The sequence below is a fragment of the Streptomyces sp. CB01249 genome (genome assembly GCF_001905735.1).
Classification (GTDB): Bacteria; Actinomycetota; Actinomycetes; order Streptomycetales; family Streptomycetaceae; genus Streptomyces.
Window position 1 is genome coordinate 295,871 of the sequence record NZ_LISW01000005.1, and the last position, 18,875, is coordinate 314,745.

Sequence of the window (18,875 nt, forward strand, 5' to 3'; positions counted from 1 at the left end):
CCCGTACGGATGTACGGGGATGCGGGCGGGCGTCAGGCGGCGGGGCGGGCCATCGCGGCGACGAAGGCGCGCTCGACGTCGGCGGTGGAGAGGACGCCGTAGATCTCGCCGGTCTCCTCCACCACGAGGTACTCGGTGGCGGGGGTGGCCTTGAGGCGGTCCAGGAGGGCTTCGCCCGCGAGTTCGGCGGGGACCTTCATGCCGTCGGTGAGGTCCTGGGCGAGGCCGCTGACGGCGACCCAGGGGCGGCGGTGCTCGGGGACGGCGACGATGGACGTCTCCCGGACGAGGGCCTTGGGCTCGCCGGTGCCGTCCACGACGACGAGGGCGCGGGCGCCGGCCTCGTTGGCCCGGCGCAGCGCCTCGGAGAGCGGGGTGGCGGCCTCGACGGGGACGGCGCGGCGGGTGAGGCTGCGGGCGCGCAGCCCGGGCAGGTGCTCGCGGAGCCGGGCCATGCGCAGGCTGTTGCCGGCGCCGGTCCAGATGATGGCGGCGAGGATCGCGGCGAGCAGGGCGTCGGTGACGGTGTCCATGCCGCTGATCTCGCCGGCGTCGTTGCCGAGGGAGCCGCTGCGGGTGAGGAGCGGGAGGCCGACGAGGGTGCCGACGGCGAGCGCCCGGCCGACCCAGGCGGCGGCGACGGTGCCGCTCATCGGCTTGCCGGTGATCTTCCAGACGACGGCCCTGAGCATGCGGCCGCCGTCGAGCGGGAGGCCGGGCAGCAGGTTGAACGCGGCGACGATGAGGTTGGAGATCATCAGCCCGCCGAGCAGGACGGCCGGGACGGTGCCGCGTTCCACGAAGCGCAGGGGCACGTAGAAGAGCCCGCCCAGGACGAGCGAGAGCAGCGGGCCGACGAAGGCGAGGACGAATTCGCGGCCGGGGGTCTCGGACTCCTTCTCGATCTCCGAGACGCCGCCGAAGAACTGGAGCTGGATACGCCGGACGGGGAGCTTGTAGCGCAGCGCTGCGACCGTGTGGGCGAGCTCGTGGACGAGGACGGAGGCGTAGAAGGCGATCGCGAAGAAGAGCGCGACGAGGTAGCGGGCGGCGCCGAGGTCGGGCAGCACCCGGTCGAGCTGGCCGCCGAAGACCCAGGTGATCAGGGCCGCCACCAGGAACCAGCTGGGGGCGACGTAGACGGGTACGCCGAAGGGGCGGCCCATGAGGATGCCGCCTCCGGGCTCGTCCCGGCGCGGGGGCGCGTCCTTGCCGGGGCCGTCTCCGGGGCCGGGGGCCGCCGGGCCGGGCTGCGGTCGCCGGCCGTCGCCGCTCTCGTCCACGAGGTCCCTTCGGTTCGGTGCCATTCGGCACGATGATGCAGTGTTCGAGGGTCTGTGGTCGATGGTATGCCGGTTGGTGTCGGTGGCGGGTCGTAGGGTCTTCGCATGACCTCCGTTCCGCCGCCGTCCCAGCCGGTGCCGCAGCCGCCTTCCTCGCTCTCCCCTTCGCGGGCGAGCGATTTCATGCAGTGCCCCCTGCTGTACCGCTTCCGCGTCATCGACAAGCTGCCGCAGAAGCCCAGCGAAGCGGCTACCCGCGGCACGCTGGTCCATGCGGTGCTTGAGCGGCTGTTCGACAATCCGGCGGTGGAGCGCACGCCCGGCCGGGCGACGGCTCTGATCCCGGGGCAGTGGGACCGGCTGCTGGAGTCGAAGCCGGAGCTGGGCGAGCTCTTCGCGGAGGATCCGGGGGGCGAGCGGCTGGCGGGGTGGCTGGCCCAGGCGGAGCGGCTGGTGGAGCGCTGGTTCTCGCTGGAGGACCCGACGCGTCTGGAGCCGGCGGAGCGCGAGCTGTTCGTGGAGACGGAGCTGGAGTCGGGGCTGCGGCTGCGCGGGGTGATCGACCGGATCGACGTGGCGCCGACGGGCGACGTCAGGATCGTGGACTACAAGACGGGGAAGGCGCCGCGTCCGGAGTACGCGGAGGGCGCGCTGTTCCAGATGAAGTTCTACGCCCTGGTGATCTGGCGGCTGAAGGGTGTAGTGCCGCGCCGGCTCCAGCTGGTCTATCTGGGCAGCGGTGACGTGCTGACGTACGACCCGGTGGTGGCGGACCTGGAGCGGGTGGAGCGCAAGCTGCTGGCGCTGTGGGAGGCGATCTCGCTGGCGACGCGGACGGGCGAGTGGCGGCCGCGTCCGACGAAGCTGTGCGGCTGGTGCGACCACCAGGCGCTCTGTCCGGAATTCGGCGGGACTCCCCCGGTCTATCCGCTGACGGTCCGCCCGGCCGGTCCGGCGGAGGATGACCAGGGCAGAATGGAGCCGGTCCGGGCCGAGGCCGGCCGGCCTGTGGCCCACGACGGGCATTGAGGAGATCTGGTGGCTATCCGCGTCCTTCTGGTCGATGACCAACCGCTGCTGCGCACGGGCTTCCGGATGATTCTGGAGGCCGAGGGCGATCTGGCGGTGGTGGGTGAGGCCGGTGACGGTCTCCAGGCTCTCGACCAGGTGCGCGCGCTCCAGCCCGATGTGGTGCTGATGGACATCCGGATGCCGCGGATGGACGGGGTCGAGGCGACCCGGCAGATCACCGGTCCGGGCCGGGACGGTCCGGCGAAGGTGCTGGTGCTGACCACGTTCGACCTGGACGAGTACGTGGTGGAGGCGCTGCGGGCCGGGGCGAGCGGCTTCCTGCTGAAGGACGCGCCGGCCGATGAGCTGGTGCAGGCGATCCGGGTGGTGGCGGGCGGCGAGGCGATGCTCGCCCCGAGCGTGACGCGCCGGCTGCTCGACAAGTACGCGGACCATCTGCCGTCGGGCGAGGAGCCCGTGCCGGACACGCTGCACACGCTGACGGACCGCGAGGTCGAGGTGCTGAAGCTGGTCGCGCGCGGCCTGTCGAACGCGGAGATCGCCGCCGACCTGTTCGTCAGCGAGACGACGGTGAAGACCCATGTGGGCCATGTGCTGACGAAGCTGGGGCTGCGCGACCGGGTGCAGGCCGCGGTGTACGCGTACGAGAGCGGCCTGGTGCGCCCCGGCGCGCAGTGACACCGGGGCGCGGGGGCCGGTTCTAGTCCGTGCCCCGGCCCAGTTCCCAGAGGTGGAGGTCGGCGCCCGAGTCGACCGCCCATTCGACGCCGCTCAGGCCGTCGCGGGAGGCGACGTACTGCTTGCCCTGCCAGAGCGGGAGGACGGGCACGTCCCGGGCGACGATGTCCTGGAGCCGTTCGAAGGCGGGCGCGGCGGCGCCCCGGTCGGCCTGGCGGCGGGAGTGTGCGATGAGCTCGCGGGCCTCGGTGGAGGTGTAGGGCGAGCCGAGGAAGTTGTCCGGGCCGAGGAAGGGCGCCGTGTAGTTGTCGGGGTCCGGGAAGTCGGGGAACCAGCCCATGCCGTAGGCGGCGTAGTCGCCGCGGAGTTCGGCGGGGCGGTAGCGGCTCCACGGGGTGCCCTCGACGGTGACGTCGAAGAGCCCGGTGTCGTTGAGCTGCTTCTTCAGCGCCCGGAACTCGGTGGCGGTGTCCCGGCCGTAGTGGTCGTCGGTGTAGTGCAGGGTGAAGCGCACCGGGGTGCGGATCTTCGCCTTCTTGAGGAGGCCGGCGGCCTTGGCGGCGCTGGGTTCGCCGTAGGTGCTGTAGAACGCGTTGTCGTGGGCGGTGATCCCGCTCGGGATGAGTGAGTACAGCGGTTCGACGGTGGTGCCGTAGACCTCGCTCGCGATCCTGCCCCGGTCGACCACCTGGGCGATGGCCTGGCGGACGGCCTTGTTCCGGAGGGCGGGTTCCTCGGTGTCGAAGCCGAGGTAGCTGATGGAGAGCCCGGGCATCTCGGTGAGCCGGACCCCGTCCTCGGGCTTGTCCAGCATGCGCTGGGCCTGCCCGGTGGAGAGGGTGCGGGCCATCATGTCGATCTTCTCGGCGTCGAACGCCTTGCCCATGGCGGTGGCGTCGGGAAAGAGGTCGAGTTCGACGGATCCGCTCCGCACCTCGTAACTCCCCCGGTAATGGGGATTCCTGGTGAAGGAGATTTTCACAACCCGCCCGGATTTCACTTCCGGTTTCATGGTGTACGGCCCCGAGCCGTCCACCTGGAATCCGCTGCGGGCGGAATTCGCGGGGTACTGGTCGCGCGGGACGATTCCGGCGGGCGGGGTGGCGAGCTTGTACGGGAAGGTGGCGTCGGGCGTCTTGAGGTGGAAGACGACCCCACGGGTGCCGGCGGTCTCGACGGTGTCGATGTTGTCGAGGAGCGCGGCGGGCCCGTTCGCGGAGTTGATGCGCCGCACCCGGTCGAGGGAGTACTTGACGTCGTCGGCGGTGACGGGGGTGCCGTCGGCGAAGGTGAGCCCGGCGCGCAGCCGGCAGCGGTAGCTCTCGCTCTCGCGGTCGGTGAAACCGCAGCTCTCGGCCGCTTCCGGGACCGGGAGGCCGCCGCCGCGCGGGGTGGCCATGAGGGTCTGCACGGTCTGCCGCAGGACGTTCCAGACGCCCGCCTCGTAGCCGACGGCCGGGTCGAGCGGGGCGGGCGCTTCGGTGGACGCGGCGATCCGGTCCGTGGTGCCGACGACGACGGCGCCGGTCCCGCTCCCGGTGCCGCCCGCCGTACCGCAGCCGGCGAGCACGGGCGCCAGGATGCCCGCGACAGCCGGCAGCACCAGGGTCTTGCGTTTCATGATTGGCCGTTCTCCCTCATCGGTTCAGGGAGAAATACATTAGCGGGCCCGTTCCGCAATATGGGACGGGGGTCGTGCGCGGAATTCTTTCGCACGGCCGCCGCGAGAGCTTTTCCCTTCATTCACAGGAATACTCTCGGTGCCCGCACCGGCGCATTCAGTTGATGAGGCTCCGAAGGAATGTGAGATTCACTTCTTCCAGCGATCCCACGACCACTCGGCCCTCGGCGGGCGCGATCGGGGAGACCGAGGGCACGGCGACCACCCGGCAGCCGGCGGCCTCGGCGGCGGCCACCCCGGTCGCGGTGTCCTCGATGACGGCGCACAGCCGGGGATCGGCGCCGAAGCCGCGCGCGGCGGTGAGGTAGGGCTCGGGGTGCGGCTTGGTGCGGGTGACCTCGTCGCCGGCGACGGTGAGCGCGAAGTGGTGGTGGCCCACGGAGTCCAGGACCCGGTCGATGATGCGGCGGTGCGAGGCGGAGACGAGGGCGGTGGGGATCTCGTGGCGGCGCAGTTCGGCGAGGAGGCGGGCGGCCCCGGGCATCAGCGGCACCCCGTTGCCGATGCGCTTCTCGAACCGGTCGTTGAGCAGTACGGCGGCCTCTTCGAGGGTGATGTCCGCGCCGGTCGCCTCGATGAGGTATCCGGTGCTGCGGGACATGGGCCCGCCGACGACCACGTCGCGCCATGCCTCGTCCAGCCGGTGGCCGAGGCCGGCGAAGACCTCGACCTCGACGTCCCACCAGAAGCCCTCGGTGTCGACCAGGGTGCCGTCCATGTCGAGAAAGACGGCCTGGAGGGCAGCGCCCTCCGCCGTGCGGGTCAGGGACGCGGGAACCGTACTGGTCATCCGGCACACCTTCCATGAGGGACGAGAAGGCCGGCCACCCGTCCCGGAGGATGGGCGACCGGCCTGCGCTGGACCGACCAGTGTACGACGTGATCGGCTACGACGCGTCGAACGGAGTCTTACCGCGCGTTGAAGTACTTCGCTTCGGGGTGGTGGATGACGATCGCGTCGGTCGACTGCTCGGGGTGGAGCTGGAACTCCTCGGAGAGGTGGACGCCGATCCGCTCCGGCTGCAGCAGGTCCGCGATCTTGGCGCGGTCCTCCAGGTCCGGGCAGGCGCCGTAGCCGAGCGAGAAGCGCGCGCCCCGGTACTTCAGGGCGAACATGTCCTCGACGTCCGCCGGGTCCTCGCCCGCGAAACCGAGCTCCGAGCGGACCCGGGCGTGCCAGTACTCGGCGAGGGCTTCGGCGAGCTGGACGGAGAGGCCGTGCAGCTCCAGGTAGTCGCGGTAGGCGTTGGCCTCGAAGAGCTTGGCGGTCTCGGTGCCGATCCTGGAGCCGACGGTGACGACCTGGAGGCCGATGACGTCCGTCTCGCCGGATTCCTCGGGGCGGAAGAAGTCCGCGAGGCACAGGCGGCGGCCGCGGCGCTGGCGGGGGAAGGTGAAGCGGGTGCGTTCGGAGCCGTCCTCGTGGAGCAGGATGAGGTCGTCGCCCTTGGAGACGCAGGGGTAGTAGCCGTAGACGACGGCCGCTTCGAGGAGGTTGTCCGTCTGGAGCCGGTCGAGGAGGCCGCGCAGCCGCGGGCGTCCCTCGCTCTCGGCGAGCTCCTCGTACGTGGGTCCGTCACCGGCCCTGGCCTGCTTGAGGCCCCACTGGCCCTTGAAGAGGGCGCCTTCGTCCAGCCAGGAGGCGTACTCCTTGAGCTGGATGCCCTTGACGACCCGGCTGCCCCAGAACGGCGGGGTGGGGACCGGGTTGGTGACGGAGACGTCGGAGCGCACGCCTTCCTCCGGCTCGTTCACCTCCAGGACCGGGGTGTCGCGCTTGGGGACGCGGCGCTGCTTCAGCTCGGGCAGGGTGGCGCCGGGGACACCGCGCTTGACGGCGATGAGCGCGTCCATGAGGCGCAGGCCCTCGAAGGCGTCGCGCGCGTAGCGCACCTCGCCCTCGTAGATCTCGTGGAGGTCCTGTTCGACGTAGGCGCGGGTGAGGGCGGCGCCGCCGAGGATGACCGGGTAGTCGGCGGCCAGCTTGCGCTGGTTCAGCTCCTCCAGGTTCTCCTTCATGATCACCGTGGACTTGACGAGGAGGCCGGACATTCCGATGACGTCGGCCTTGTGCTCCTCGGCGGCCTCCAGGATCGCGGAGACGGGCTGCTTGATGCCGATGTTGACGACGTTGAACCCGTTGTTGGACAGGATGATGTCGACCAGGTTCTTGCCGATGTCGTGGACGTCACCCCGGACGGTGGCCAGCACGATCGTGCCCTTGCCCTCGGCGTCCGACTTCTCCATGTGCGGTTCGAGGTAGGCGACCGCGCTCTTCATGACCTCGGCGGACTGGAGGACGAACGGCAGCTGCATCTGACCGGAGCCGAAGAGCTCGCCGACGACCTTCATGCCCTCCAACAGCGTGTCATTGACGATGTCCAGGGCCTTGCGAGTGGTCAGCGCCTCGGAGAGGTCGTCCTCCAGGCCGTTCTTCTCGCCGTCGATGATGCGGCGCTGAAGACGCTCGTCCAACGGAAGAGCGGCCAGCTCCTCCGCCTTCCCCTCCTTCATCGACTTCATGTTGACGCCCTCGAACAGCTCCATGAGCCTCTGCAGGGGGTCGTAGCCCTCGGCGCGGCGGTCGTAGATCAGGTCGAGGGCGACCTTGACCTGCTCCTCCTCCAGGCGGGCGATCGGCAGGATCTTCGACGCGTGCACGATCGCCGAATCCAGGCCCGCCTTGACGCACTCGTCCAGGAAGACCGAGTTCAGCACGACGCGGGCGGCCGGGTTGAGGCCGAAGGAGATGTTGGAGAGGCCGAGCGTGGTCTGCACGTCGGGGTGGCGCTTCTTCAGCTCGCGGATGGCCTCGATGGTGGCGATGCCGTCCTTGCGGGACTCCTCCTGACCGGTGCAGATGGTGAAGGTCAGGGTGTCGATGAGGATGTCCGACTCGTGGATGCCCCAGTTGCCGGTCAGGTCCGCGATGAGCCGTTCGGCGATGGCGACCTTGTGCTCGGCGGTGCGGGCCTGGCCCTCCTCGTCGATCGTCAGCGCGATCAGCGCGGCGCCGTGCTCCGCGGCCAGCTGCGTGACCTTGACGAAGCGGGACTCGGGGCCGTCGCCGTCCTCGTAGTTGACCGAGTTGAGGACCGCGCGGCCGCCCAGCTTCTCCAGGCCCGCCCGGAGCACGGGCAGCTCCGTGGAGTCCAGCACGATCGGCAGCGTGGAGGCGGTCGCGAACCGGCCGGCCAGCTCGTCCATGTCGGTGACGCCGTCGCGGCCCACGTAGTCCACGCACAGGTCGAGCATGTGCGCGCCCTCACGGATCTGGTCCCGGGCCATCTCCACGCAGTCGTCCCAGCGGCCTTCGAGCATGGCCTCCCGGAACTTCTTCGACCCGTTGGCGTTCGTACGCTCACCGATCGCCAGATACGCCGTGTCCTGCCGGAACGGGATGGTCTGGTAGAGCGAGGCGGCACCCGGCTCCGGGCGCGGGTCGCGGGCGCCCGGGACCGTGCCCCGTACGCGCTCGACCACCTGGCGCAGGTGCTCCGGGGTCGTACCGCAGCAGCCGCCGACCAGCGAGAGGCCGTACTCCTGGACGAACGTCTCCTGCGCGTCGGCCAGACCCTCGGCGTCCAGCGGGAAGTGCGCGCCGTCCTTGGTGAGGACCGGCAGTCCGGCGTTGGGCATGCAGAGCAGCGGGATGCGGGAGTGCCGGGTGAGGTAGCGCAGGTGCTCGCTCATCTCGGCCGGACCGGTCGAGCAGTTCAGGCCGATCATGTCGATGCCGAGGGGTTCCAGGGCGGTCAGGGCCGCGCCGATCTCGGAGCCCAGGAGCATGGTGCCGGTCGTCTCGAAGGCCAGGGAGCACAGCAGCGGGAGGTCGCTGCCCAGGGCGTCCAGGGCGCGGCGGGCGCCGAGGACGGCGGCCTTGGTCTGGAGGAGGTCCTGGGTCGTCTCGACGATGAGCGCGTCGGCGCCGCCGGCGATCAGGCCCTCGGCGTTCGCCTGGAAGCCGTCGCGGATGGTGGCGTACGGGACGTGGCCGAGGGTCGGCAGCTTGGTGCCGGGGCCCATCGAGCCGAGGACCCAGCGCTGCTCGCCGGTGGACGCGGTGTACTCGTCGGCGACCTCGCGGGCGATGCGCGCGCCGGACTCGGACAATTCGTGGACCCGCTCGGGAATGTCGTACTCGCCGAGCGCCGCCGTGTTGGCACCGAAGGTGTTCGTCTCGACACAGTCCACGCCCACGGCGAAGTACGCCTCGTGCACGGAACGCACGATGTCCGGCCGGGTCAGGTTCAGGATCTCGTTGCAGCCTTCGAGGTTCTCGAAGTCCGCGAGCGTGGGGTCCTGGGCCTGGAGCATGGTGCCCATCGCGCCGTCGGCCACCACCACACGGGTGGCGAGTGCCTCACGGAGGGCTGCGGATCGGTTCCGGCTGTCGGCGGAAGGGGTCGGCGACGAGGCCATGGATGTACTCCCTGGGATGCGACGGCTGTCGGCTTTGCGTCTTCGGCGGAAGGCGCACCCGGCCAGGGTAGCCGGGCCGCGACCAGGGCCGTCACTCTGTCCCACGAGCCGGACGGCATCCTGATGACGGGGGCGGTTCCGGTGTCACGGGGTGCTGCGGAATTCCCCCGCGGTCGAGCACGGGTCGGCATCGGCCGATAGTGTTCAGCATTGTCGAACAAGGTGGAGGAGTACGGCGCGATGGCCAAGAACATCCAGTCGCTGGAGCGGGCGGCCGCGATGCTGCGTCTGCTGGCAGGCGGGGAGCGGCGGCTGGGGCTGTCCGACATCGCGTCCTCACTGGGCCTGGCCAAGGGCACCGCACACGGCATCCTGCGCACGCTCCAGCACGAGGGCTTCGTGGAGCAGGACGCCGCCTCGGGCCGCTACCAGCTGGGCGCGGAGCTGCTGCGCCTGGGCAACAGCTATCTCGACGTGCACGAGCTGCGGGCCCGGGCCCTGGTCTGGACGGACGACCTGGCCCGGTCCAGCGGCGAGAGCGTCCATCTGGGCGTACTGCACCAGCAGGGCGTCCTCATCGTCCACCACGTCTTCCGGCCCGACGACAGCCGCCAGGTGCTGGAGGTGGGCGCCATGCAGCCGCTGCACTCCACGGCCCTGGGCAAGGTGCTGTCCGCGTACGACCCGGTGGCGCACACCGAGGCCATGGAGGCCGAGCGGCAGCCGTTCACGCCCCGGACGGTGACCGGTGCCGAGGAGTTCGAGGCGGTGCTCGACCTCGTACGGGCCCGGGGCTGGGGGTCCGACGTGGAGGAGACCTGGGAGGGCGTGGCCGCGGTGGCCGCGCCGATCCACGACCGGCGCCGGATGCCGGTGGGGGCCATAGCCGTCACGGGTGCGGTGGAGCGCGTCTGCAAGGACGGCGAGCTGCGCCCGGAGCTGGTCGCGGCGGTCCGTGACTGCGCCCGCGCGGTCTCGCGGGACCTGGGCGCCCGTCGCTTCTGAGCCGCCCGGGTACCCGGCCGGCTTTCCCGTAACGATCGATTCGTACGTCACATCCCTCTTGACGCTGCCTTCACCCGGGAGAAACACTGCCGTTCATCGGTCGGCATTGTCGAACACTTAACGGATATTCGCGTTAGGGTGTGACGGTGCCTAGGGCCGGCCAAGCCCTCACACGAGGGCGCGGACCACCGGAGGGACCCGGGGTTCGGCTTCCTGGACGAAGGACAAAGGAGTCGCGGGTGTCCAGCTCCGACATCTTCATCGGCGAGACCATCGGTACCGCCGTACTCATCCTGCTCGGCGGCGGTGTCTGTGCCGCCGTCACGCTCAAGCATTCGAAGGCGCAGAACGCCGGCTGGGTCGCCATCACCTTCGGGTGGGGCTTCGCGGTACTGACCGGCGCGTATCTCGCCGGCGGCGTGTCGGGGGCGCATCTCAACCCCGCCGTCACCATCGGCCTGGCCATCGAGGGCGGCACCAAGTGGAGCGACGTACCGCTCTACCTGGCCTCTCAGCTGCTCGGCGCGATGATCGGCGCGGTGCTGGTCTGGCTGACCTACTACGGGCAGTTCCGGGCGCACCTGACCGATCCGGAGATCCTGCGCGCCCATTCGGGTGAGGAGGGCATGGTCGACCAGGCCGCCGCCCCCAAGGCGGGACCGGTCCTCGGTGTCTTCTCGACGGGCCCCGAGATCCGCAACGCCGTGCAGAACGTCCTCACCGAGGTCATCGCCACGGTCGTGCTGGTCCTCGCCATCCTCACCCAGGGCCTCAACGACGACGGCAACGGGCTCGGCACGCTGGGCGCGCTGATCACCGCCCTGGTCGTCGTCGGCATCGGCCTGTCGCTCGGCGGGCCGACGGGCTACGCGATCAACCCGGTCCGCGACCTCGGTCCGCGTATCGTGCACGCGCTGCTTCCGCTGCCGAACAAGGGCGGCTCCGACTGGGGCTACGCATGGGTCCCGATCGTCGGCCCGCTGATCGGCGGCGCACTCGCGGGCGGCCTCTACAACCTCGCGTTCGCCTGATCCGCCCTCACCCCACACCGCACAGACCTCCGGGAGCACACCGTGACCGACGCACACACCACCGGCAGCCACGGCGCAGGGCCGTTCATCGCGGCCATCGACCAAGGCACGACCTCCAGCCGCTGCATCGTCTTCGACAAGGACGGGCGGATCGTCTCCGTCGACCAGAAGGAGCACGAGCAGATCTTTCCCAAGCCTGGCTGGGTCGAACACAACGCGGCCGAGATCTGGGAGAACGTCCAGGAAGTCGTCGCCGGGGCGATCTCCAAGGCGGGCATCACCGCCGCCGACGTGAAGGCAATCGGCATCACCAACCAGCGCGAGACCACCCTGCTGTGGGACAAGCACACCGGTGAGCCCGTCCACAACGCCCTCGTCTGGCAGGACACCCGTACGGACGGGCTCTGCAAGGAGCTCGGCCGCAACGTGGGCCAGGACCGCTTCCGCCGTGAGACCGGGCTGCCTCTCGCCTCGTACTTCGCCGGGCCCAAGGTCCGCTGGCTCCTCGACAACGTCGAGGGGCTGCGCGAGCGGGCCGAGCGCGGCGACATCCTCTTCGGCACCATGGACTCCTGGGTCATCTGGAACCTGACCGGCGGCACCGACGGCGGCGTGCACGTCACCGACGTCACCAACGCCTCGCGGACGCTCCTGATGAACCTGCACACCATGCAGTGGGACGAGAAGATCTGTTCGTCCATCGGCGTGCCCATGGCCGTGCTGCCCGAGATCCGCTCCTCCGCCGAGGTGTACGGCGCCACCAAGGGCGGCGTGCTCGACGGGGTGCCGGTGGCCTCCGCGCTGGGCGACCAGCAGGCGGCGCTGTTCGGCCAGACGTGCTTCGCCGAGGGCGAGGCCAAGTCCACGTACGGCACCGGCACCTTCATGCTGATCAACACCGGCGAGACGCCCGTCAACTCGTACAACGGGCTGCTGACGACCGTCGGCTACCGGATCGGCGACCAGAAGGCGGTGTACGCCCTGGAGGGGTCGATCGCCGTCACCGGTTCGCTGGTGCAGTGGATGCGCGACCAGATGGGGCTGATCCAGTCCGCCGCCGAGATCGAGACCCTGGCCTCCTCGGTGGAGGACAACGGCGGCGCGTACTTCGTGCCCGCGTTCTCCGGCCTGTTCGCCCCGTACTGGCGCCCGGACGCCCGCGGTGTCATCGCCGGTCTCACCCGGTACGTCACCAAGGCGCACATCGCCCGTGCCGTTCTCGAGGCCACCGCCTGGCAGACGCGTGAGATCAGCGACGCCATGACCAAGGACTCCGGCGTCGAGCTGACCGCGCTCAAGGTCGACGGCGGCATGACCTCCAACAACCTGCTGATGCAGACGCTCGCCGACTTCCTGGACGCGCCCGTGGTGCGGCCGATGGTCGCCGAGACCACCTGCCTCGGCGCCGCCTACGCCGCCGGCCTGGCCGTCGGCTTCTGGCCGGACACCGACGCGCTGCGCGCCAACTGGCGCCGGGCCGCCGAGTGGACCCCCCGCATGGACGCGGACACCCGCGCCCGCGAGTACAAGAGCTGGCTCAAGGCCGTGGAACGCACCATGGGCTGGCTGGACGACGAGGAGTAGAGAACATGACCACCCTGCAGAGCGTCCCCGCACTCGGGACGCATCCGGCCTCCGGCTCCCTCCCGAGCCGTGCCGAGACCCGGGAGCAGCTCTCCAAGGCGACGTACGACCTCCTGGTGATCGGCGGCGGCATCCTGGGCATCTCCACCGCCTGGCACGCCGCGCAGTCCGGACTGCGGGTGGCCCTGGTGGACGCCGGTGACTTCGCCGGCGCCACCTCCTCCGCCTCCTCCAAGCTGCTGCACGGCGGCCTGCGCTACCTGCAGACCGGTGCGGTGAAGCTGGTGGCGGAGAACCACTTCGAGCGCCGTGCGGTCTCCCGCCAGGTCGCCCCGCACCTGGCCAACCCGCTCACCTTCTACCTGCCGGTGTACAAGGGCGGGCCGCACGGCGCGGCGAAGCTCGGCGCGGGCGTGTTCGCGTACTCGGCGCTGTCCGCCTTCGGCGACGGCGTCGGCCATGTGATCAGCCCGTCCCGGGCGGCGCGCGACGTGCCGGAGCTGCGTACGGACAACCTCAAGGCCGTCGCGGTCTACGGCGACGACCAGATGAACGACGCGCGGATGGCGCTGATGACGGTCCGCGCGGCCGTCGACGCGGGCGCGGTGGTGCTGAACCACGCGGCGGTGACCGGGCTGCGCTTCACCCGGGGCCGGGTGACGGGCGCGGAGCTGCGGGACTCCATGGACGGTACGGAGTTCGGGGTGACCGCCCGGCTGGTGCTGAACGCGACCGGGCCGTGGGTGGACCACCTGCGGAAGATGGAGGACCCGAACGCGGCGCCTTCCATACGTCTGTCCAAGGGCGCCCACCTGGTGCTGAAGCGGACCCGGCCGTGGAAGGCCGCGCTGGCCACGCCGATCGACAAGTACCGCATCACGTTCGCGCTGCCCTGGGAGGACATGCTGCTCCTCGGCACGACGGACGAGGAGTACGAGGGCGACCCGGCGGATGTCGCGGTGACCGAGAAGGACACCGCGCAGATCCTGGACGAGGCCGCGTTCTCGGTACGGGACCAGCAGCTCTCCCGGGACCTGATCACGTACTCCTTCGCCGGTCTGCGGGTGCTGCCGGGCGGCCCCGGCGACACCTCGAAGGCCAAGCGCGAGACGGTCGTCACGGAGGGCCGGGGCGGGATGCTGTCGGTGGCCGGCGGCAAGTGGACGACCTTCCGCCACATCGGCCGTACGGTGATGAACAAGCTGGCCGCGCTGCCCGGGCACCCGCTGGCGGAGGACATGGAGCCGATGTCCCGGCTGCCCAGGAAGCTGCCGCTGCCCGGGATCGCATCCCCGAACGCGGTGGCGCACCGGCTGCTGGTGGACGGCGGGACGCCCGGTCCCCGGATGGCCCCCGACACCGCGCGGCACCTGGCCACGCACTACGGCTCGCTCGCGTTCGACATCGCCCGGCTGGCCAACGAGAACCCGGCGCTGGCCGAGCGGATCCACCCGGACGCGCCGGAGGTCTGGGCGCAGGTGGCGTACGCCCGGGACCACGAGTGGGCCGAGACCGCGGACGACGTGCTGCGGCGGCGGACGACGCTGACGATCCGGGGCCTGGCGACGGACGAGGTCCGGGCGGGTGTGGAGAAGGTGCTCGGCGAGCGGCGCGGCTGAGCGCGGACGGGCCGGTACGGCCGGCGGACCACGAGTTGGTCCGACGGTCGTACCGGCCCTTGTCGTGGCCGCATAATGGGGCGATACATCGGATGTCTGGAGGTCGCCCATGGCTGTCACCGACGAGGCCATCGAGAAGATCAAGGGAATGATCGTCTCGGGTGCGCTACGGCCCGGCGATCGTCTCCCCAAGGAGAGCGAACTCGCCTCGGAGCTGGGGCTTTCCCGCAACTCGCTGCGGGAGGCGGTGCGCGCGCTGTCGCTGATCCGCATTCTCGACGTCCGCCAGGGCGACGGCACGTATGTGACCAGTCTCGACCCGCAGTTGCTGCTGGAGGCACTGAGCTTCGTCGTGGACTTCCACCGCGACGACACCGTGCTGGAGTTCCTGGCGGTACGCCGCATCCTGGAGCCGGCCGCGACGGCTATGGCGGCGAGCCGGATCGGCGAGGAGGAGCTGGATGCGCTGAGCGCGCAGCTCGACGCGCTGGGCGAGCGGCCTTCGGTGGAGGAGCTGGTCGCCTGCGATCTGGACTTCCACCGGGGCATCGTGCAGGCGTCGGGCAACTCGGTGCTCTGCTCGCTGCTGGACGGCCTGTCGGGGCCGACGACGCGGGCGCGGGTGTGGCGCGGGCTGACGCAGGAGGACGCGGTGAGCCGGACGCTGCATGAGCATCGGGCGATTCTGGCGGCGTTGCGGGATGGGGACGCGGAGGCTGCGCGGGCGTGGGCCACGGTGCATGTGGCTAGCGTGGAGCAGTGGTTGCGGTCGACCTTGTGACCGTTCCGGGGCTCCGCCCCGGGCCCCGCTCCTCAATCGCCGGAGGGGCTTGAAAAGAAGCGCCGGACGGGCTGAAGGAGCCCGTCCGGCGATTGAGGACCAAAAGGTTCAGTCCTGCTTCTCGCCGCTTGCGAAGCGGGAGATGACCAGGGCCACGATGATGATCGCGCCGTTCAGGAACTGGTTCCAGAGGGCCGGGACGCCGCCCAGGGTCATGACGTTGACGACCAGTTGGAGCGTCAGTACGCCGGTGAGGGCGCCGAACAGCGTGCCGCGGCCGCCCTTGAGGCTGATGCCGCCGATCACCGCGGCGGCGAACACCTGGAAGATCCAGCCGTCGCCCTGGGTGGCGGCGACCGCCCCGTAGTGGCCGGTGTAGAGAATGCCCGCGAAGGCCGCGAGCAGGCCGCCGACGGCGAGGACGATCCAGGTGACGCGGTCGACGCGGATACCGGCCGCGCGGGCCGCTTCCGGGTTGCCGCCGATCGCGTACAGCGCGCGTCCGTGGCGCAGCCAGGCGAGCGCGGCGCCGCCGGCCGCGAAGAGCACCAGGCAGATCCAGACGGCGGCCGGGACCCCGAACCACTCGCTCTTGCCGAGGTAGCGGAAGGACTCCGGCACATCGGTGATGGACTTGCCCTCGGTGATGCCGATGTGGAGGCCGCGCAGCATCGTGAGCATGCCGAGCGTCGCGATGAAGCCGTTGACCCGGAGCTTCAGCATCAGGAAGCCGTTGACGGCGCCGATCGCCAGGCCGACCAGCAGGCAGAGCGGGATCGCGGACCAGGCGGGGAGCAGCCCGAGGCCGGCGAAGCGGCCGCCGTCGGTGGGCAGCACCAGCCACATGGCGACGACCGGCGCGATGCCGATCGTGGATTCCAGCGAGAGGTCCATCCGGCCGCAGATGAGGATCAGCGCCTGGCCGAGGACGAGCAGGCTCAGCTCGGAGGACTGCTGGACGACGCTGATCAGGTTGTCGGAGGTGAGGAAGACCGGCGAGACGATGAAGCCGATCAGCATCAGCACCAGGATCACCGGCACCAGCGAGAAATCGCTCCACCGGATCAGCTTGAGCCTGCTCAGCGGGGTGTCCCCGCCCGGGGAGCCCTTCAGCTCCGTGTCGAAGTCGTCGGCCGTGGACGGCCGTACCGTGCCGGTCATTCCTTCTCCCCCACACCTTCCATGGCGGCGACGAGTTCCCCGTCGGTCCACCCGCTGTCGAACGTTGCGACGACCCGCCCGTGGAAGAGGGCGAGGACCCGGTCGCAGACCCGCAGGTCGTCCAGCTCGTCCGAGACGACGACGGCCGCGTTGCCCGCGTCGGCGACCCGGCGTACGACGCCGAGCAGGGAGTCCTTGGACTTGACGTCCACGCCCGCCGTGGGCCGGACCGCCACGAGGACGCTGGGGTCGCGGGCCAGCGCGCGGGCGACGACGACCTTCTGCTGGTTCCCGCCGGAGAGCCCGGAGACGGGCTGCTCGGGGCCCTGGGTCTTGATGTCCAGCGAGGCGATCATGGACCGGGCGAACTGCCTTGTACGGGAGGGCAGGACGGTCCCCCAGGGGCCGAGCTGGTCGGCGACCGTCAGCGTGGCGTTCTCCGCGACGCTGCGCTCCGGGACGAGGCCCTGGTCGTGCCGGTCCTCGGGGATGTAGCCGATCCCGGCGGCCAGCGCGTCCGGCACGCTGCCCGCCCGTACGGCCCTGCCCCGCACCCGGACCGTGCCGCCGCCCGCCTTGCGCATCCCGGCCAGCACCTCACCGACGGCGGTGTTGCCGCTGGCCGCCGCCCCGGCGAGGCCCAGCACCTCACCGGGGCGCACCTGGAGGTCCAGGGGCTCGAACCGGCCCGGGAGGCTCAGCCGTTCGGTGCTCAGAACGGGTTCGGCCGAGGGGTCGGGCGCCGCGTCACCGGCCGCGTGCCAGGCGGTGGCACCGGCCGCCTGCTCGCCCGTCATCGCGGCGACCAGGTCCTCCTTGGCGACCTCGGCGACGGGGGCGGTGAGGACGTGGCGGGCGTCGCGGTAGACGGTGACCGCGGTGCACAGCTCGTACACCTCCTGGAGGTGGTGCGAGATGAAGAGGAACGCCACGCCCTGGGACTGGAGTTCGCGGAGCTTGTCGAAGAGCCGCGCGATGCCCCGGGCGTCGAGCTGGGCGGTCGGCTCGTCCAGGACGATGAGGCGGGCGCCGAAGGACAGGGCACGGGCGATCTCCACGAACTGCCGCTGCTCGACCGCGAGATCACGCGCCCGGGTGTTCGGGTCGACCTCCACGCCGTACGCGGCGAGCAGCCGCTCGGCCCGCTTGCGGAGCCTGCCCCAGCTGATCCAGCGGGCGTTCTCCTCGAACCGGTTGAGGAAGAGGTTCTCGGCGACGGTGAGGTCGGGGACGACCATGGACTTCTGGTAGACGCAGGCGACCCTGGACTGCCAGGCCGTGGTGTCCCCGAAGGCGGGGGCGGGCTCGCCGCCGAAGGTGACGGTGCCCGCGTCCGCCTTGTGGAGGCCGGTGAGGACGCCGACCAGGGTCGATTTGCCGGCGCCGTTGCGGCCGACGAGCGCGTGGGACTCGCCGGGCCGCACGGTCAGCTTCACCCCGTCGAGCGCCACGGTCGGACCGAAGCGCTTGACGACGCCTTCCGCCTGTACGGCGGGTGGTGGTGCCTGAGCGTCCATGGCTAGCTCTTCTTCTCCAGCTGGTTGGCCCACAGCTTCGGGTCGTCCACGTTCTCCTTGGTCACCAGGGGTGCGGGGAGCTGGTCCTCGTAGCCGTTGGAGATCTTGATGATCGTGGAGTCGTGGTCCGTGGGGCCCTCCTTGAAGGTCTTGCCGTCGAGGGCCGCCCTCGCGTAGTACAGCGCGTACTTCGCGTACAGGTCGGCGGGCTGGGAGATGGTGGCGTCGATCTTCCCGGCCCGGATGGCGTCGAACTCCTCGGGGATGCCGTCGTTGGAGATGATGGTGATGTGGCCGTCCGCACCGGCGGGCTTGAGCAGCTTCTTCTGTTCCAGGAGGGCCAGGGTGGGCTGCAGGAAGACGCCGCCGGCCTGCATGTAGATGCCGTTGATGTCGGGGTGGGCGGCCAGCGTGGACTGGAGCTTCGCGGAGGCGACGTCGCCCTTCCAGTCGGTGGCCAGCTCGAAGACCTGGATGCCCGGGTAGTCCTTGTCCATGCACGCCTTGAACGCCTCGGAGCGGTCGCGGCCGTTGATGGAGGACAGGTCCCCCTGGAACTCGACGACCTTGCCCTTGCCCTTCAGCTGCTCGCCGAGGTACTTGCAGGCGTTGGTGCCGTACGCCTTGTTGTCGGCGCGCACCACCATGTAGATGTCGCCCTTGTCGGGGCGGGTGTCGACGCTGACGACGGGGATCTTCTTCTCGTTGAGCGTGTTGAGGGACTCGGCTATCGCGCCGGTGTCCTGCGGGGCCATCACGACGGCCTTGGCGCCCTGGTCGGTGAAGGTCTGGACGTTGGCGACGAGCTTGCCGATGTCGTTCTGCGAGTTGGTCAGCGGCAGCGCGGAGACCTCGCCGTCCTTGACGCCCTTCTTGATGTAGTTCTGGTAGGAGTTCCAGAAGTCGCTGTCGCTGCGCGGCAGGTCGATGCCGACCTTGCCGCCGCCCGCCCCGTCGTCCGACGACTCGCGGTTGCAGCCCGCGAGGGCGGTGACGGCCAGCAGTACGGCACAGGCTGCCGCACTCGTCGTACGCACTCTCATTGGTGTCCCGTTCCTGTGTGGGGTCGCGGCTCGGACCC

General features: G+C 70.5%; 14 protein-coding genes. 7 read left to right on the plus strand and 7 right to left on the minus strand.

Features of this window, described 5'->3' with window-relative positions; genetic code table 11:
• Positions 1-32: 32 nt before the first annotated feature.
• Positions 33-1,283: a site-2 protease family protein gene (locus tag AMK18_RS24035; RefSeq protein ID WP_018103736.1), complete on the minus strand. Its 1,251-nt coding sequence runs from the start codon at positions 1,281-1,283 to the stop codon at positions 33-35.
• Positions 1,284-1,466: 183 nt separating this feature from the next.
• Here AMK18_RS24035 and AMK18_RS24040 point away from each other — a divergent pair, with 183 nt between their 5' ends.
• Together AMK18_RS24040 and AMK18_RS24045 are read left to right on the plus strand one after the other, a co-directional pair.
• Positions 1,467-2,312, plus strand: a complete 846-nt coding sequence (locus AMK18_RS24040) for a RecB family exonuclease (protein ID WP_237694696.1) — start codon at positions 1,467-1,469, stop codon at positions 2,310-2,312.
• 9 nt (positions 2,313-2,321) lie between these two features.
• Positions 2,322-2,993: a response regulator gene (locus tag AMK18_RS24045; protein ID WP_018103734.1), complete on the plus strand. Its 672-nt coding sequence runs from the start codon at positions 2,322-2,324 to the stop codon at positions 2,991-2,993.
• A gap of 22 nt (positions 2,994-3,015) precedes the next feature.
• Here AMK18_RS24045 and AMK18_RS24050 read toward each other — a convergent pair whose 3' ends face one another.
• The 3 genes from AMK18_RS24050 to metH form a co-directional block, all read right to left on the minus strand.
• Positions 3,016-4,614, minus strand: a complete 1,599-nt coding sequence (locus AMK18_RS24050; RefSeq protein WP_073864449.1) for an ABC transporter substrate-binding protein — start codon at positions 4,612-4,614, stop codon at positions 3,016-3,018.
• A 157-nt stretch (positions 4,615-4,771) separates the two neighbouring features.
• A complete protein-coding gene (locus AMK18_RS24055; RefSeq protein WP_018103732.1) occupies positions 4,772-5,464 on the minus strand; it encodes an HAD family hydrolase in 693 nt (230 codons plus the stop codon).
• Positions 5,465-5,583: 119 nt separating this feature from the next.
• Positions 5,584-9,096 carry a methionine synthase gene (gene metH, locus AMK18_RS24060; RefSeq protein WP_073864450.1) on the minus strand — a complete coding sequence of 1,171 codons (3,513 nt, stop codon included), beginning with the start codon at positions 9,094-9,096 and terminating at the stop codon, positions 5,584-5,586.
• 240 nt (positions 9,097-9,336) lie between these two features.
• Between metH and AMK18_RS24065 the strand changes: the two genes are divergently transcribed.
• The 5 genes from AMK18_RS24065 (at position 9,337) to AMK18_RS24085 (ending at position 15,116) form a co-directional block, all read left to right on the plus strand.
• On the plus strand, positions 9,337-10,101 hold the full coding sequence (locus AMK18_RS24065) for an IclR family transcriptional regulator (protein WP_198957079.1): 765 nt from the start codon (positions 9,337-9,339) through the stop codon (positions 10,099-10,101).
• A gap of 239 nt (positions 10,102-10,340) precedes the next feature.
• Entirely contained in the window at positions 10,341-11,132 is a 792-nt protein-coding gene (locus AMK18_RS24070) for an MIP/aquaporin family protein (RefSeq protein WP_073864452.1), read from the plus strand.
• A 42-nt stretch (positions 11,133-11,174) separates the two neighbouring features.
• Complete coding sequence (gene glpK / locus AMK18_RS24075) at positions 11,175-12,716, plus strand: glycerol kinase GlpK (protein WP_018103728.1); 1,542 nt, start codon at positions 11,175-11,177, stop codon at positions 12,714-12,716.
• A 5-nt stretch (positions 12,717-12,721) separates the two neighbouring features.
• A complete protein-coding gene (locus tag AMK18_RS24080) occupies positions 12,722-14,335 on the plus strand; it encodes a glycerol-3-phosphate dehydrogenase/oxidase (protein WP_018103727.1) in 1,614 nt (537 codons plus the stop codon).
• A gap of 109 nt (positions 14,336-14,444) precedes the next feature.
• A complete protein-coding gene (locus tag AMK18_RS24085; protein ID WP_073864453.1) occupies positions 14,445-15,116 on the plus strand; it encodes a FadR/GntR family transcriptional regulator in 672 nt (223 codons plus the stop codon).
• Between the two features lie 108 nt (positions 15,117-15,224).
• Here the strand turns inward: AMK18_RS24085 and AMK18_RS24090 are convergent, their stop codons facing one another.
• The 3 genes from AMK18_RS24090 to AMK18_RS24100 are packed head-to-tail and all read right to left on the minus strand — an operon-like array spanning position 15,225 to position 18,837.
• A complete protein-coding gene (locus tag AMK18_RS24090; protein ID WP_079199337.1) occupies positions 15,225-16,277 on the minus strand; it encodes an ABC transporter permease in 1,053 nt (350 codons plus the stop codon).
• Positions 16,274-17,794 carry a sugar ABC transporter ATP-binding protein gene (locus tag AMK18_RS24095; protein WP_073864454.1) on the minus strand — a complete coding sequence of 507 codons (1,521 nt, stop codon included), beginning with the start codon at positions 17,792-17,794 and terminating at the stop codon, positions 16,274-16,276. Before AMK18_RS24095 ends, AMK18_RS24090 begins: the two co-directional genes overlap by 4 nt.
• Before the next feature lie 2 nt (positions 17,795-17,796).
• Positions 17,797-18,837 (minus strand): sugar ABC transporter substrate-binding protein, encoded by a 1,041-nt coding sequence (locus AMK18_RS24100; protein WP_073864455.1) that lies wholly within the window; start codon positions 18,835-18,837, stop codon positions 17,797-17,799.
• Positions 18,838-18,875 lie beyond the last annotated feature (38 nt).

What these genes read in the sequence shown, in the direction of transcription:
- AMK18_RS24090 (WP_079199337.1), bottom strand. Translation starts at nt 16,277, where the DNA reads ATGACCGGCACGGTACGGCCGTCCACGGCCGACGACTTCGACACGGAG.
- AMK18_RS24050 (WP_073864449.1), bottom strand. Translation starts at nt 4,614, where the DNA reads ATGAAACGCAAGACCCTGGTGCTGCCGGCTGTCGCGGGCATCCTGGCG.
- metH (WP_073864450.1), bottom strand. Translation starts at nt 9,096, where the DNA reads ATGGCCTCGTCGCCGACCCCTTCCGCCGACAGCCGGAACCGATCCGCA.
- AMK18_RS24095 (WP_073864454.1), bottom strand. Translation starts at nt 17,794, where the DNA reads ATGGACGCTCAGGCACCACCACCCGCCGTACAGGCGGAAGGCGTCGTC.
- AMK18_RS24065 (WP_198957079.1), top strand. Translation starts at nt 9,337, where the DNA reads ATGGCCAAGAACATCCAGTCGCTGGAGCGGGCGGCCGCGATGCTGCGT.
- AMK18_RS24085 (WP_073864453.1), top strand. Translation starts at nt 14,445, where the DNA reads ATGGCTGTCACCGACGAGGCCATCGAGAAGATCAAGGGAATGATCGTC.
- AMK18_RS24055 (WP_018103732.1), bottom strand. Translation starts at nt 5,464, where the DNA reads ATGACCAGTACGGTTCCCGCGTCCCTGACCCGCACGGCGGAGGGCGCT.
- AMK18_RS24040 (WP_237694696.1), top strand. Translation starts at nt 1,467, where the DNA reads ATGCAGTGCCCCCTGCTGTACCGCTTCCGCGTCATCGACAAGCTGCCG.
- AMK18_RS24080 (WP_018103727.1), top strand. Translation starts at nt 12,722, where the DNA reads ATGACCACCCTGCAGAGCGTCCCCGCACTCGGGACGCATCCGGCCTCC.
- AMK18_RS24100 (WP_073864455.1), bottom strand. Translation starts at nt 18,837, where the DNA reads ATGAGAGTGCGTACGACGAGTGCGGCAGCCTGTGCCGTACTGCTGGCC.